A 14906-nucleotide genomic window follows, 5' to 3' on the forward strand; every position below is an offset into this window, starting at 1 on the left:
CGGTGACGAGCACGCGGCCGGCGAAGGTGCCGTCCCCGTTGCCGGGCCACATGTACAGGTTGCCCGTCGCGTCCTCCCTCGCCATCAGGTCCGCGTGACCAGTCCCCCGGAAATCGCCGGCGGTGGTCTGGGAGAACGCGCCCCAGCCGGCCGTCAGGTCGGTCCTGGCCGTGAAAGACCCGTCTCCCAGCCCCGCCCACTCGTACAGGTGCCCGTCCGAGTCGTCGCGGGCGACGAGGTCGCCGATGCCCTTGCCGTGGAAGGCTCCGGCCGTCGTCTGGGAGAAGGTGTGGGAGAGGCTGGTCGGGGCGGGCCGCGGGGCGAGGACCTCGGCGAGGGCCGTGTTCCCATTGGTGGTGAAGTGCAGGTGGTCGGAGGAGACGTAACCGGCGAACGCGGCGCTCGGGTTGAGCGGGTCGCGGGTCGCCCGGTCGAAGTCGTGGAAGCCGTCGATAGCCGTCGTCGTGCGGATCCAGTCGTTGACGCACTGGCGCACCCGGTCCCGGGCGGCGGTGTAGTCGGTGTAGCCCTGGAAGGCGGGGATGGTGGCAACGGTTAAGCGCAGCCCGGCCGCGTGCGCGCGTGAGGCCAGCTGCTGGATCCCCGACTCGAGCGCGGAGTCGGAGGCGTCGTCCATCGTGATGTCGTTGATGCCCTCGTAGAGCACGACGCTCCGCACTCCGGTCTGGGAGAGGACGTCCCGGTCGAAGCGGTTGAGCGCGCTCTGGCCGAAGCCGACGCGTCCTCCCGTCCCGTCGGTGAGGATCCGGTTGCCGGAGATGCCCTTGTTGACGATGCCCTCGGGCGTCGGCCGGGCGCTGAGGGCGCGCCCGTAGTCATCGGCCCAGCGGGTGTTGGAGTCCTGGTCGGTGTGCCCGCCGTCCACCTGCGAGTCGCCGATGGCGACCACCGTCCCGTCGCTTCCGGCGGCCGTGACGTCCAGGCCGCTGAGGAAGGCCCAGTAGGGGTACGGGGTGGAGAGGTTGGCGCCGCCCGTGTCCCGGGTGCGGTCGGCACCGTCGCCGGGCGCGGAGGTGTAGGAGGTGGTGAGCGTGTAAGGGTGGTAGGGCGCGGTGGTGACCCCGTTGGGCAGCCAAAGGCTGACCAGCAGGTTCTCGTCTGCGGTGACCGGGAAGGCGACGGGGTCGCTGTAGATTTCGCTGCCAGGCGGGATGACGGCCTGGCCGGACCCGCCGAACGTCAAGTTGACCGGTGTGGCCGCCGGCGCGGCCGGGTTCCCGTTCTGGGCTGCGATCCTGTCCTGGGCCGCGATGGTGACGTGCCCGATGGTCACCTGGTCCGGACTGAAGGTGTTCACCAGGCGAATCCGGGCGGAGCTGCCGCCGATGCTGGTGTGGACGACCATGCGCAGGGTCTGCTGCCCCGTCACGCCCGAGGACGCGGATGGTCCGGCCAAGCTCATGGCGGTACCCCAACTCCCCGTCCAGGCCGAGGACTCGGGGCGCGGTGCGCCCGGGCCTGACGGGAGCGCGACGGGGACCGGCCCGCAGCCGGCGGCCGCGTTCGCCGGGGCCGCCGGCGGCAGGGCGGCGAACGTGCCGAGGACGGCGGCGGCTGCCGTCATGGCGGACAAGCGGCCCCGCGGTGGGCGGTGGGCGACGTGCACAGGAGTCCTTTCGCCGGGTACGGAAAACCCTTTTCCCGCATGGCTCGGATGACGAAGAAATGGCGGCGATCCGTTTCCCGAAGGAGGAGGTCCGAGAATGCGCCGAGAAATCTCGGAGCCCGCTCGCCATGCACCATGCAATCACCGCAGGCCCGGATTTCACCAGGAGGAACATCAGGCGGAAACCATGGGGAAGTTCCAGCAGAAACCGCGCTGGACAGGCGAGATCGGCGAGAAACAGGCGGATTGGCTTGATCGTACGTCAGTTGACTGTCGCGCCTGACGGGATTTGCGATATACCGTCTCGGGCACTTCCTGATCGACAATCCGCCAATCTCCTCCTGGCGTGATCACCTGCCTGCCTCGAATCTCGAATGAGGGAAAATCACATGGCAATCGGACGACGGCAACTCCTCACCTCCCTCGCACTGACCGCCCTCGCCGCACCCGTCCTGGCCAAGGGGAGCGCGACCCGCGCCTCCGCGGCCACGGGTACGGGTACGGGTACGGGTACGGCCGCGCGTATGGCCGCCGGCCCCGGGCCGCTGTTCATGCAGGTCGTCGCCCACGAGGACGACGACATCCTGTTCATGAACCCGGACCTGTCCAACGCGATAGCCAACGGCACGCCGTCCGTCACGGTGTTCGTCACCGCCGGGAACATCACCGGTGACCCGTGTTCGGGCTGCGGGGACCCCGCCGGCGACCCGCTGCGCACCTGGAACCGCCAGATGGGCGCCGTCAACGCCTACTCCCGGATGGCCGGGGTCGGCGACAACGACCCGTCGACCGACGAGATCGGGCACTGGACGGTCGAGGCCTGGACGGTCGCGGGCAAGCAGGTCGAGCGGTACATGCTCAAGGACCGGTCGGTGCACCTGATCTTCCTCAACCTGCACGACGCCGGGCTCGCCGACGTGCTGAACGGCGGCACCGACACCACGGTCGTCCCGAAGGACAGCCCGCTGTCCGGGCCGTCGACCTACACGGCGGCGGACGTCGTCGAGGTGCTGCGGCAGATCATGGTGACGTACCGGCCGACCGTGCTCCGGGCCCAGGACGAGCTCCCGGACACCCGCTACAAGGGCGACCACTCGGACCACATCTCCGCCGCGAAGTTCGCCGGCGTGGCGGCGAGCCAGTACGGCGGCTCGCTGATCCAGGTGAACTACCGGGACTACAACATCAGCGACTGCCCGGTGAACCTCGACCCGGCGACGGTCGACACCAAGGGCGTGTTCGTCTCCGAGTACGCCAGCCACGACCACTCGGGCAGCTACGAAACCGCCTGGTTCTCCCGGATGTACTACCGCTGGTCGCGGGGCACCTCCTGGGCCGGGCTGAACCAGGACGGCCGGCCGCAGGTCTTCGTCGTCCGGGCGGGCTCCCTCTACACGTACTGGCGCAACTCCGACGGCAGTTGGGGCGGCCCGGCACGGTTCGCCGACCCGGGCGGCCGGCTGGCGCCGGGCATAGCCGTCGGCACCAACGCGGACGGCCGGATGGAGGTCTTCGCCCGCCGCCTGACCGACCACCACATCGTCTCCGTCCCGCAGACCGCGCCCAACGGCGTGTGGCGGGACAGCTGGGCCGACCTCGGCAACCCCAACGCCGGGCTCAACAACGCGGACCAGGTCGGCGTGCCCGCAGTGGTCGCCTCCCAGGACGGCCGGCTGGAGCTCTTCGTCAAGAACGGCGGCGGCGGCCTCAGCACGATCCGGCAGACCAGCCCGAACGGCGCCTGGACGACCACCTGGGACGACCTGCACGGCACCGACATCCAGGACCCGGTCACCGCGATCCGCAACGGCGTCGGGAGGATCGAGGTCTTCGCCAGCACCCGCGACGGGGTCGTCAACTGGTGGCAGACCGCTCCGAACGACGCCATCAACGGCCCGGGCCCGATCCCGAACTCCCGGCCGGCCAGCCCGCCCAAGGCCGCGCTCGACCAGGACGGCCGCATCGAACTCGCCTACCGCGAGGCCAGCACCGGCGCCATGCTCGTCAGCTACCAGACCCAGCCCGGCGGACCGTGGAGCCAGTCCCCGGCCAACATCGGCGGCCACAAGGGCGTGGGCGAGCCGGCGATGGCCACCGTCGGCGGACGGGTCGTCCTGTTCGAGCGCAACGGCGGCAGCGGCGTGAGCACCACCGCCCAGACCGCCCCGAACACCGCCTACGGCGCCTGGCAGGACCTCGGCGGCACCGTCCTCGACTACCCGACCGCGCTCGTCGACGGCGGCGGCGTCCTCCACGTGTTCGCCATCGGCACGGACGGCCGCGTCTACTACCGCGCGGGCACGACGCCCACCGACCTCGGCGGCTGGCAGGGCATGCCCCTGTGACCGCCGGTCCCGTCGGCCGGTCGGGCACCCTCCCGACCGGCCGACGGGCCGGGCCCGTGGGAGCGCCCGTGGGAGCACCCGTGGGAGCGCTCTCACACCGTGTAGGATGGCCACTCCCGAGAGTGAGCCACACCGGAGTGTGATCATGCCCCGAACTGACAGGCCGGGCCCCGGAAGCGCCCGGCCTGCCGCGCGACCGACGGTGGAGGACGTGGCCGCCCGCGCGGGAGTCGGCCGGGGAACGGTGTCCCGGGTCATCAACGGTTCGCCCAAGGTGAGCGCCAGGGCGAGGGAAGCCGTGGAGCACGCCGTCGCCGAGCTCGGCTACGTACCCAACCAGGCGGCACGGTCCCTGGTGACCTCGCGCACCGACGTCGTCGCCCTGGTCGTCCCGGAGAGCCTGGCACGGCTGAGGTCGGAGCCGTACTTCGCGGACGTCATCACCGGGATCTCCGACGAACTCGCTTCGACCGACCTTCAGTTGCTGCTGACCCTGGTCCGCAACGAGGACGAGCGCGAGCGCCTGACCCGCTACCTCACCGCGCGTCGGGTCGACGGGGTGCTCCTGGTCTCGGTGCGCCAGGACGACCTGTTGCCCGACCTGCTCGAACAGCTCGGGATGCCGGCCGTACTGGGCGGTCGCCGGTCCGAGCGCGAATCGCTGAGCTACGTCCACGCCGACAACGCCGGCGGGGCCCGAGCGGCCGTCCGGCACCTGGTCGGGCGCGGCCGCACCAGAGTGGCCACCATCACGGGGCCGCTCGCCATGGAGGCGGCCGGGGCACGCCTGGCGGGGTACCGGGAGGCGCTCACGGAGGCCGGCCTCGCCCCGGAGGACGCGCTCGTCGCCCACGGCGACTTCACCGAGGCGGGCGGCTATGCGGCGATGTGCGAGCTCCTGGCCGAACTGCCCACCCTCGATGCCGTGTTCTGTGCCTCCGACCTGATGGCCGTGGGCGCGTTCCGGGCGCTGCGCGAGGCCGGGCGGCGCGTGCCGGGAGACGTGGCCGTCGTCGGCTTCGACGACTCCGTCATCGCCCGTAGCACCGAGCCGCCCCTCACCAGTGTTCGCCAACCGACCGAGGCGATGGGGCGGTTGATGGTTCAGCTGCTGCTCGAGGAGATCGCCGAACCGGGGCGGCCGCGTCGCCAGGTGATCCTTCCGACCGAGCTGACGGTCCGCGCCTCGGCCTGACGGTCCGCGCCTCGGCCTGACGGTCCGCGCCTCGGCCTGACGGCCTCGGACGGCTTCGAACTGAGAGACCGTCACATCCCGTTGTTCCTTATGAGCCACTGGCGCGTGTCGCGGCTGACCTGGACATGAGGTGCTGCTACGCTCTCGATGCGCGTGGGAGCGCTCCCACGCGCCAAGATTCTGGGGGTGACGTGTCGAAGGCACAACAAGGGGATTCGGCATTCGGGGGCATGCTGAGGACGCTTCGCCGCGAAGTGGGATTCACGCATGAGGAACTCGCCCGGCGTTCCCAGGTCAGTGTGAGGACGATCAGCGACATCGAGCGGGGCCGGGTGCGCCGACCGCAGCGCCGCTCCGTCCAGCAGCTCGCGGAGGCGCTCGGCCTGGGGACCTCGCGATTGGAATGGTTTCTCCGTGCCGCACGAGCCGTTCCCGGCAGCGGGCTCGATCAGCCGGACCGGAGCCGTCGCGAGACACCGGCCGCCGGGGAGGTCGACGAACAGCCGTCCGCGGTGGTCGTGATGGTCCTGCCGTTGACCGCGATCGGCGAGAGCGGTCCGTGCTGTCGGCGCCGCCGACGCTGTCCGCAACCCCGCCCGGCCGGGCCCCGGCACCTGCGCCGGGCCAGTTGATGGCCGTCACGTGCGGCGGGCAGGCTCCGGCGGCCACACCTCCGCCACGAGGACGCCGAACGCGTACGCCCGCCCCACCAGCGCCGTCCGGTTGGGGACGTGCCACCGGCGGCTCAGCCGGGCGAGGTGGTAGTTGACGCCGTCCGCGGCCAGGCCGATCTCCCTGCCGATCTGGGCGGTGGTGTAGCCCGGGCGGCCGCAGCCAGGATCCGCGCCTCGGTCGGGCTCACCTCGGCACGCGGCGCGGACGCCGGGGCCGGGGGCTCTGCGCGGGTACGGAGGGAGAGCAGCAGGTTCGGCTGCTCCTCAGGGGTGTCGCTCACCAGCGCGATGTTCATCTCGCCGTGCCGCTCGATGTCGGGCGGGTGACGGTGAACCTGGCGTACAGGCCGACCGTGACCGTTCATCGGCAAGCCCTGGTAATCCCGCTGACCACGGCTCAGCTTCGTGCGATCGAGGCCGGCCGGTCCGGCGACGCCCGGTTCGAGGTGGAGGTGTCGGCAACGCTTCCGCAGGCGGAGGGTTATCTCGGCACCGCGGTCATCACCGACCAGATCTCCATCGCGAGAAGTCGGTGGGAGGAACAGTTGGAGCAGGCCGCGCCATCCGCAGCGTTCGGGATGGCCGTCCCGTACCCCCTTCACGAGTCTCGGCGCGCTGAGCCCGGACTCGCCCTCCGCGAAGCCCAGCGCTTGATCACCAGCGGCCACATCCGGGCAGCGATTCCGGAGGTGCGCCGTGCCCTGGAGTGGATGCAGCACAATGCTGGGTGGGACAACCCCGGCTCCAAGAAGCTCGCCAATCAGTGCACCCAGTCGGATGGCGGATCTCGGTGAGCCGGCCCCGGGATCCGACGACGGCCTGCCAAGTGGCCTGATGAGCCGTCACGAAGTATCGAGGCTATCCCGGGCCGGGGCGGCTTGTCGGCGCATTGAATTCGGCGAACCGGAATTGCAGGAGGACCCAGGCGAAGACGTCGATATCGTTCAGGTCGAGATCGAAGAGCGTCTGCAGCTTGTCGATGCGGTAGCGGACCGAGTTGACGTGGACGTTCAGGGCGGCCGCTGTGGCGGGAATGCTCTTGTTGCTTTCGATGTAAGCCTTGAGAGTTTCGAGGTACGCGGAGCCGCGTTCACGATCCATCTCCCTCATCCGTTCGAGGACAGGGACGCGCAGTTGGCTGGTCGAGCGGTACCAGTCGGCGATCGTGGCCAGGTCGAGTCGGGGAAGGTGCTCGTCCATGAGCACGACGGCACCGCTGGGGCGGTGGGTCAGGAGCCCGGACGCGGTCAGCCGCACCAGGGTGCGCAGGTAGGTGTAGTCGTTGCTGAGCTCATGGGTGTCGTGGAGTTCACGGCCCACGACGACTGCCAGTGACGGTGCGGTGGGCTCGACGCGGCGGAGGAAGTCGTCGAGGTTGTGTTGGAGGGTTGTCCATTCCTGACTGTGCCGACCGCTGAAGAGCATGACGAGATGGGAGTCGACTTCCGCCACGATCGCGTTCGGCTGGATGAGGTGCAACCAGGTCGAGACACGTTGGACGAGCCGGTGGGAGACGACTTCAGCGGTGTGTGTGGGCGGGTTGGTCGTGGTGAGCGTGGCAAGGCGATACCACTGCTTGTCGGCGATCTCCAACGCGAATGCGCATGCGGATGCCTGGCGGGGATCGCGCAGGAGGTTGGAGAGCAGGTCGGCCTCGCGCCGCCGTTTGACGTCGACGTAGGAGCGTGCGTGGTGGAGGTGGAGGGAGGCGGCGTCCAGCAGCTCCTCCAGGGCTCGCATGACGTGGTGGCATTGCTGCGGATCGGTCACGATGACCCAGATGGTGCCGAGCACTTCGCCCTCGCTGCGGACGGCGGCGGCGACACGTCCGTAGGTCTCGGCGCAGCCGGGAACGAAGACGCACCCGGGGCTGGCATAGATGAGGCGGTAGTCGGGGTCGGTCGAGGGTGAATCGACCTCGCTCATCAGGAGGGTGACCTTGCGGCGCTGCTCGTCGATGGGCTGATCGGCGAGGTTGGAGAAGCCGAGCACCCGGCCCGCGGGGTCGACGATGCTGGTGGCGCCGCCGGCCATGGTGGCCACGGCGTTGGCGAAGGTGAACAGGTCGCCGAGCCGCGCCCCCGCGACACCGTCGGCCGCGGAGATGGACACGCTGCTCCTGAGGAGCGTCGCCAGCTGCAGCCAATCGATGGACTGGCGTGCCAGCACAGTGTTGACCTTGTGCAGTTCGCCCAGCGTGCGCAGGGACTCGGGGTCGATCGTGGCGGGCTTGACGATCACTGCGGCGGCCCGGGCTCCGCCGGCTCGGACCAGCAGCCTGGTGAAGGCGGGCCCCTGCGCAGGGAAGCCGACCGCGAGGAGCACCGCGCCCGGCGGGATGTACTCGTCATCGTCGGTCGGTTCGCGCAGCACGATCGACTGCACGAGCGGGTCGTCATTCTGGTGCGCCGGCCACAGGTCCGCTCCGACGTTCACGAGCACTTCCGAGAGAGACGCCGGTTGGAAGCCGTCAATGGCCGACGCGGTCCGGTCCGGGGTTTTGCTCGCCATGTTTGGAGATTTTATCAGCAGACAGCCGTCTTCTTTGTAGATCGGTCTGTATCGATAGGAGGTTCGCCCTCCTACTCTGGTCCCACGCCGCCCCCTTCGACGGGGCCTGGCGACCACAATCCCCCTGGCGCAGGAGCCCACGTTGACGTCTATTTCCTTGCGGTGCGTCGCCGCCGTCCTCGTCGCGACGTCAGCCACCCTCCTCACGGCGTGCGGATACCAGGAGGGTGGTGCGAGCACGTCGCCGACGTCCGCGAACGGCACCGCGTCGAGCCTGGCCAAGCAGGCCGGGGTACTGCGCGTCGGCACCAACGCGCCGTTTGTGCCGATGGAGTTCTACGCACCGGACGGGGCGACCCTTGCGGGTATCGACATCGACCTGGCCACAGCGGTGGCCGAGCGTCTGGGGCTGAAGGCGAGCTTCTCCAACGCTTCCTGGGACGGTCTGATCCCCGCGTTGAAGGCCGGCCGCCACGACATGCTGGCGTCGTCGTTCGGTGACTTCCCCGAGCGCCGGAAGCAGGTCACCTTCGTCGACATGCTCAAGGGCGGCATCGCGGGCATCGCGCGGGCCGCGGACGAGTCCCGGTACCCGCAGCCCTCCGCCCTGTGCGGCAAGAAGGTCGGCGTCGCGAACGGCTCCGCAACCGTCGCCGTGGTGGACACCGTCTCGGCGAGGTGCCTGGAGGACGGCGGCAAGGCGGTCTCCGCGCAGGTCTTCCCCACCGACAGGGAAGCCGTGGTGGCGGTCCGGAGCGGGCGGGTGGACGTGGTCCTGGTCGACCGCGTCGTGGCTCAGCACCTGGCCGGCACCCAGCCCCAGCGCTACGCCGAGGTCCTCGGCACCATCGCGCCGGACTTCCTCTACGGCTTCGCGGTCGACGAGAACAATCCGGCTCTGGCCCAGGCGGTCGCCACGGCGCTCGACTCCCTCATCGCCGACGGCACCTACGCCGAGATCTGTGCGAAGTACGGGATCACCGGCGGCTCCCTGGTCACCAGAGCCACCATCAACGGAGACACTCAGTGATCAACTCGACTCTTCCGGAACCGAACACCGATCAGGACGAGCTGCGCACCATCGCGCGGCGCCACCCGTGGCGGTGGGTCTCCGCGCTCGTCGCCCTGGCGGCCGGCAGCGGGATCGTGTGGGCTTTCGCAAGCTCCCCCAACATCGTGTGGAGCGAGGTCGGTTCCTACCTGACCACGCGCTCCATCCTCGAGGGCATCGGGCTCACACTTCTGCTCACGCTCGTGGCGCAGAGTGTCGGCATCGTCGGCGGCGTCGTCCTCGCCGTCATGCGAAGGTCGAGAAACCCCGTCCTCAGGATGATCAGCGGACTCTACCTGTGGATCTTCCGCGGGACACCGGTGCTCATCCAGATCATCTTCTGGTACAACCTCGCTCTGATCTTCCCCGCGGTCGCCCTGCACGTTCCGTTCACATCGTTCGGCTTCAGCGTCGAGACCAACTCCCTCATCACTCCGGTGGCCGCGGCCATCGTCGCGCTCGGTCTCAACGAGGCCGCTTACATGGCCGAGATCGTGCGAGGCGGTCTCCTCTCCGTCGAGCAAGGGCAGAGCGACGCGGCAACCACCCTGGGCATGACCCGCAGCCAGGCCATGCGCCACGTGATCCTCCCGCAGGCGCTCCGCACGATCGTTCCGCCGACGGGCAACGAGCTGATCAACATGCTCAAGAACACCTCGCTCGTCAGCGTCATCGCCGCCCACGAACTGCTGACCGCGTCCCAGCAGGTGTACGCGGTCAACTACCTGGTCATCGAGCTGCTCATCGTCGCCAGCATCTGGTACCTGGCACTGTCGACCGTCGCCTCCCTCGCCCAGGCCTACCTGGAACGCCGCCTTCAGGTCGTGCTCCGGGTCCGGCAGCAGCCATGGACCACACGCGCCGCGAACCACCTCGCCTCCCTGCGGTCCCCCTCCCCCACCTCGGACGGTAAGTCATGACAGCGATGCTCACGGTAAGGAACGTCAAGAAGAGCTACGGCCAAGCCGCCATCCTGCGCGGCGCCACACTCGACGTCCAGCGCGGCGAGGTGGTCAGCATCCTGGGCTCCTCCGGAGCGGGCAAGTCGACCCTGATGCGTTGTGTGAGCCATCTCGAACCGGTGGACGCCGGAACCATCAGCATCGACGGTCAACTCGTCGGCTACGAGCGGCGGGGCAATGACCTCCACGAGGTCAAGGAGTCGGTCCTGTGCCGGCAGCGCCAGGACATCGGCATGGTGTTCCAGCACTTCAACCTCTTCGGCCACCTGACCGCTCTGGACAACGTGACCATCGGCCCGCGGAAGGTCCTCGGCCGGCGGCGCGGTGAGGTCGAGGAGGAGGCACGGAACCTCCTCGCCCAGGTCGGCCTCGCCGACCAGGCGGACTCGTACCCGCGCCAGCTCTCGGGCGGGCAGCAGCAGCGCGTGGCGATTGCCCGGGCCATGGCCATGCACCCCAAACTCATGCTCTTCGACGAGCCCACCTCGGCCCTCGACCCGGGCCTGGTCGGCGAAGTGCTCCGTGTCATCCGTCAGCTCGCCGAGGGCGGCATGACGATGGTGATCGTCACCCACGAGGTGCGCTTCGCCCTCGATGTCTCCGACCGCATCGTGCTCATGGACGGCGGCACGGTCGCCTACGACGCCGGCCCGCAGGAGTGGCTCACCTCGACGCATCCGCTGGTCACCACCTTCATGAGCCACTTCAAGGCCTCCCAGGACGCCATCACATCCATCGGTTCCGAGGACAGGAACACGGCATCATGAGCTTGCCCGTCAACATCGACGACTTCCGCCGCGCCACCCGCCGCCGCCTGCCGCGGATCGTCTTCGACTTCCTCGAAGGCGGCGCACTCGACGAGATCACGCTGCGCAGCAACATCACCGACCTCGCTGCGCTGCGCCTGCGACAGTCCGTCATGAGTGACGTCTCCGGCATCGACCTCAGCACGACCGTCCTGGGGCAAACCCTGAGAACGCCGGTGCTCATCTCACCGATGGGCCTTCTGTCCCTGTTCCACCGCGACGCCGACGTCGCGCTCGCCAGAGCGGCCCGTGCCGCGGGAACCGTCTTCGTGCACAGCGCCTGGTCCGGCGCGCCGTTGCAGAAGGTGGCGGCCGCGGCTCCCGGCGCCGTCTGGTGCCAGGCCGCCATCTGGCCGGACCAGCGACTCGTCGACCAACATCTCGACCGCGCCGAGGAGGCCGACGTTCCGGTCCTCGTCCTGGCCGGCGACGTCGCCGTGTCCAGCAAGCGCGAACGCGACCTCCGTAACGGCTTCACGATGCAGGCGCGCCCCGCGCTCCGGGGTGTGCTGAACGCCGCGACGAAGCCGCGCTGGGTCGCCAACTTCCTGTTCGGCCCCAAGATTACGTTCGGCGATCAGAGCATCGACGGCCGGGCGATGAACATTCGCGAGATGGGCGAGTTCATGGAGACCGAGAACGACGCGGTGACCTGGGACGACGTGATCCGGATCCGCAAGCGCTGGCGCGGAAAGCTCGCGGTCAAGGGTGTGATGACCGCGCAGGATGCCCGCAGGGCCGTGGACGTCGGCGTGGACGCGATCTTCGTCTCCAACCATGGCGGCCGACAGTTCGACGCACAACCCTCCACCGTCAGCGCACTCCCCGAGATCGTGCAGGCGGTCGACGGCCAGGCCGAAGTGTTGGTCGACGGCGGCATCCGACGCGGTAGTGACATCGTCAAGGTCCGGGCCCTCGGCGCGACCGCCGGCCTGATCGGCCGGCCGGCCGTCTACGGACTGGTCCACTCCGGCGAAGCCGGCGTCACCGCCGTGCTCGACATCCTGCGCGACGAGACGGCAACCGCGCTCGCCTTCACAGGCAATATCACCCTCAACGCCCTGAGCACCTCGGCCCTGGCTCCCGGGACCAACGACGCCTACCCGCGCGCCAGGCACACGCTCCAAACACCCTGAACGTCCGTGTCGGCAACAGCCCGGACTGACACCGCGACCTATCTCCTCACCACTCGTACCGACACGAACGGAACACCATGAGCTTTGGCACCGTCAGCCACAGCGAGGCCGGAGCAACTGCGTCCGAAGACGCTCTGTCCGCAGATGCCACCGGCTTCGGCGGCCTTGTGTGCACCACGCAGATTCCAGACCGCGAAGACGGCTCGATCGAGCTGGGCGACATGCGGGAGCAGACCAGGCAGACGCTCACCAACCTGGCCAACGCACTCAGGCGGGCGAACAGCGACCTGAGCCGACTGCTGCACCTGACGATCTACCTCACCGACATCGAGGACCGCGGCATCTTCAACGAGGTCTACGCCGAGATCGTGCCACGGCCCTATCCGGCACGGTGTTGCGTCGCAGTCGCCGCACTCGCCATCGAGGGAATGCGCGTAGAAGTGACCGCTCTCGCCGCCCAGGCGGGCGTAACGCCCGGAAACCCGGCTTCCGCATGACACACGAACCAACGACCGCCCGAACCGGCGCCAACGCTGTCATGCCACTCACAAAAGGTCCCCTACCGCCCAGGCCAGCAGGCACCCTCGAATAGCACATGCTCGAACGGGTGGACCTTTTTCGAAAAGGCGTCGTTCCGCTGGAGGATTGACTATCTGATGGCCAGTCAGGGACTTGCGGATACTTGCACCGAGGCCTATGTCGAGCGGGCGGCCTCCCATGCCGAGCGGTGGAGCGACCACGCACCGGTGACCGCCGTGTTTGATCTCGGCCAACTTACTGAGAGCAGCCGATAGTTCGGCATCACCGAGAGGCATCCGGAGAACCACGAGACCCAGCCGCGCCAACGTTCTGCCAGCCGACCCGACGCCGGCCCCGAGCTCCAGCGGCCTCCCCGCTGGAGCGTTTTACAAAGTGAGTCGCTCGCCAGCTCCGATGGCATTGCCAAAACTCCAGAGCGTCACACCCGCCCCAGCGCCGCTTCCGCCACAGTTGCGCCAACGATGCGGCCGATGAGCGAGGCGCACCCGGCTCGTCGCTCTCCTACACCGGCTACGTCTTCTCGTCGACGAAAGGTGATTCAGAACCAGCATTCGGGCAGCAGCGACACAAGGAGCGCCGAAAGGAAAGCGCGGTCCTCCGGGGCGAGATTCGCCTTGCCCACCGAGCTGCCGCTCAAGAATGGTGAACTGATAGCGCAGGGCGAGTATCACCACATCCTTGTCCTGGTCACTCATCGGTAACAGCCGCCAGGCAGCGAATGCCTTGATGACAGTCAGGTATGCCAGGCGAAGCATCACGAGTGATCATCCTGCCGCAGCCACCAGGCAAGCCCTAGCCCTGCTGTCCCCATACCTCCACGCCCCGGCCACGCGCGGCTCCGACATTCGCGAGGATGGCCTTCTGGTGTTTGGGCGGGTGCTGAAAGCGGCAGCTGTCCAGCGTGCAGTAGGGCGGCGTCTCAGTTCAGAGTCACGGTGCGTTTGAGGTTGTTGCCATGCGTCCACTCGAGTGCGCCGTCGTGTTGCAGTCGGCCGACGACGATGCCAGGTGAGATGTGCGCTTCGCGGGCGAATGCCTCGATGAGAGTGAACGGCGTGGGCCTGGCTCGCAGGCGCCGGTAGGCGGCGGCGTGCTGCGGGGGGATCAGAGTGCTGGCCGCGAAGTCGTTGGCTTCGTCCTCGGCGGGATCCGCATGGGCCTTGGAGCGGAGGTTCTCGCTGTCGTCCATGAACGTCAGGCGCTTGCCGTGGAGGAGGACGTGGCCGAGCTCGTGGAAGAAGCTAAACCAGAACTGGTCGTCCCTCTTGAAGCGGTCGCTGAGCGCCACCATGACCTTCTCCGGTGTAAGCCAGCGGGTTGCGCCGGAGACTCTGGTCTTGGGGAGCGCCGGGACGAAGACCACGGCGACGCCGGCCCTGGCGCACAGGCGGGGGAGTTCTTCGAGCCAGCTGTCCTGCCCGGTCAGGGTCAGTGCTCGTAGCCTGGGGAGAAGCGCGGCGAGCTCGTGCTTGCTGTAGGGCAGCAGGTCCAGGTTTTTGGCCAGTTCCCGTGCCTGAAGTTCAGCCTGGCGCAGCCAGACGGCGGTCGCGTACTCGGTTGCTGTGCCTTCGGCGGATTCCTGCAGGGTGGAGCGGCGGAACGCGGTGCGGTAGTTGCGCCAGACGTCCTCGGCGGTGTCGGGGTCGGCGACGCCGAACCAGTCCAGCAGCTTGAGGAGGTTGGCGGAGGTCTTCTCGCGATTGGGGAGGATCTGGAGCTTCACCAGTTCAGCGAGAGGGAAGCGGCCGAGCCAGTCGACCCTTGAGGCCAGCGCCTTGCTCTCCTCCGCGCGGGCCTGCTGGGTGCGGTACGCGGCTTCCATCGAGTTCCACAGCGTGGCGGGCACGCCAGTGGTGCGTTCGAACAGGAGGGCGGTGTCGGGACTGAGCGGCGCGGTGCCCTTGATGACCTGGTTGATGTGCTTAGTCGACAGCCCGGTGCGACGGGCGAGGTCGGCCTGGGGGATGCCGAGTTCGTCCAGGGTGTCCTGGAGGGTCTCCCCGGGATGGGGGACCGAGGTGGGCGCGTATGCGAGCGGGTCGGCGCCGGCGGTCATCGA

12 protein-coding genes are annotated in these 14906 nt (G+C 68.7%); 9 read left to right on the forward strand and 3 right to left on the reverse strand.

All coding sequences use genetic code 11. The annotated features are described in order from the left end of the window. A partial coding sequence (locus ABT015_RS24205) for an SGNH/GDSL hydrolase family protein (RefSeq protein ID WP_350882402.1) occupies positions 1–1423 on the reverse strand: 1423 nt, incomplete at its 3' end. Positions 1424–2016: 593 nt separating this feature from the next. Between ABT015_RS24205 and ABT015_RS24210 the strand changes: the two genes are divergently transcribed. The 4 genes from ABT015_RS24210 to ABT015_RS24225 all read left to right on the forward strand — a co-directional run bounded on the left by ABT015_RS24210 (position 2017) and on the right by ABT015_RS24225 (position 6635). Beyond that, complete coding sequence (locus ABT015_RS24210; protein ID WP_350882404.1) at positions 2017–3972, forward strand: DUF8189 domain-containing protein; 1956 nt, start codon at positions 2017–2019, stop codon at positions 3970–3972. Positions 3973–4117: 145 nt separating this feature from the next. Then, positions 4118–5167: a LacI family DNA-binding transcriptional regulator gene (locus tag ABT015_RS24215; RefSeq protein ID WP_350882406.1), complete on the forward strand. Its 1050-nt coding sequence runs from the start codon at positions 4118–4120 to the stop codon at positions 5165–5167. A gap of 230 nt (positions 5168–5397) precedes the next feature. Then, entirely contained in the window at positions 5398–5799 is a 402-nt protein-coding gene (locus tag ABT015_RS24220; protein ID WP_350882508.1) for a helix-turn-helix domain-containing protein, read from the forward strand. Positions 5800–6143: 344 nt separating this feature from the next. Further along, entirely contained in the window at positions 6144–6635 is a 492-nt protein-coding gene (locus ABT015_RS24225) for a hypothetical protein (protein ID WP_350882408.1), read from the forward strand. Positions 6636–6699: 64 nt separating this feature from the next. Here the strand turns inward: ABT015_RS24225 and ABT015_RS24230 are convergent, their stop codons facing one another. Continuing rightward, positions 6700–8352 carry a PucR family transcriptional regulator gene (locus ABT015_RS24230; RefSeq protein WP_350882410.1) on the reverse strand — a complete coding sequence of 551 codons (1653 nt, stop codon included), beginning with the start codon at positions 8350–8352 and terminating at the stop codon, positions 6700–6702. 142 nt (positions 8353–8494) lie between these two features. Between ABT015_RS24230 and ABT015_RS24235 the strand changes: the two genes are divergently transcribed. From ABT015_RS24235 to ABT015_RS24255, 5 genes are all read left to right on the forward strand, one after another. Then, a complete protein-coding gene (locus ABT015_RS24235) occupies positions 8495–9382 on the forward strand; it encodes an ABC transporter substrate-binding protein (protein WP_350882412.1) in 888 nt (295 codons plus the stop codon). Next, positions 9379–10323, forward strand: a complete 945-nt coding sequence (locus tag ABT015_RS24240; RefSeq protein WP_350882414.1) for an amino acid ABC transporter permease — start codon at positions 9379–9381, stop codon at positions 10321–10323. Before ABT015_RS24235 ends, ABT015_RS24240 begins: the two co-directional genes overlap by 4 nt. Beyond that, positions 10320–11132 carry an amino acid ABC transporter ATP-binding protein gene (locus ABT015_RS24245; RefSeq protein WP_350882416.1) on the forward strand — a complete coding sequence of 271 codons (813 nt, stop codon included), beginning with the start codon at positions 10320–10322 and terminating at the stop codon, positions 11130–11132. The genes ABT015_RS24240 and ABT015_RS24245 overlap by 4 nt, the downstream gene beginning before the upstream one ends. Next, entirely contained in the window at positions 11129–12307 is a 1179-nt protein-coding gene (locus ABT015_RS24250; protein ID WP_350882418.1) for an alpha-hydroxy acid oxidase, read from the forward strand. Before ABT015_RS24245 ends, ABT015_RS24250 begins: the two co-directional genes overlap by 4 nt. Positions 12308–12384: 77 nt before the next feature. Next, the gene (locus ABT015_RS24255; protein ID WP_350882420.1) at positions 12385–12804 is read left to right on the forward strand and encodes a RidA family protein; all 420 of its coding nucleotides are present in this window, start codon (positions 12385–12387) and stop codon (positions 12802–12804) included. Between the two features lie 962 nt (positions 12805–13766). On the opposite strand, the gene ABT015_RS24260 is transcribed toward ABT015_RS24255, so the two are convergent. Further along, positions 13767–14903: an ImmA/IrrE family metallo-endopeptidase gene (locus tag ABT015_RS24260; RefSeq protein ID WP_350882422.1), complete on the reverse strand. Its 1137-nt coding sequence runs from the start codon at positions 14901–14903 to the stop codon at positions 13767–13769. Positions 14904–14906 lie beyond the last annotated feature (3 nt).

The sequence above is a fragment of the Kitasatospora sp. NPDC094016 genome (assembly GCF_040304045.1).
Lineage (GTDB): Bacteria > Actinomycetota > Actinomycetes > Streptomycetales > Streptomycetaceae > Kitasatospora.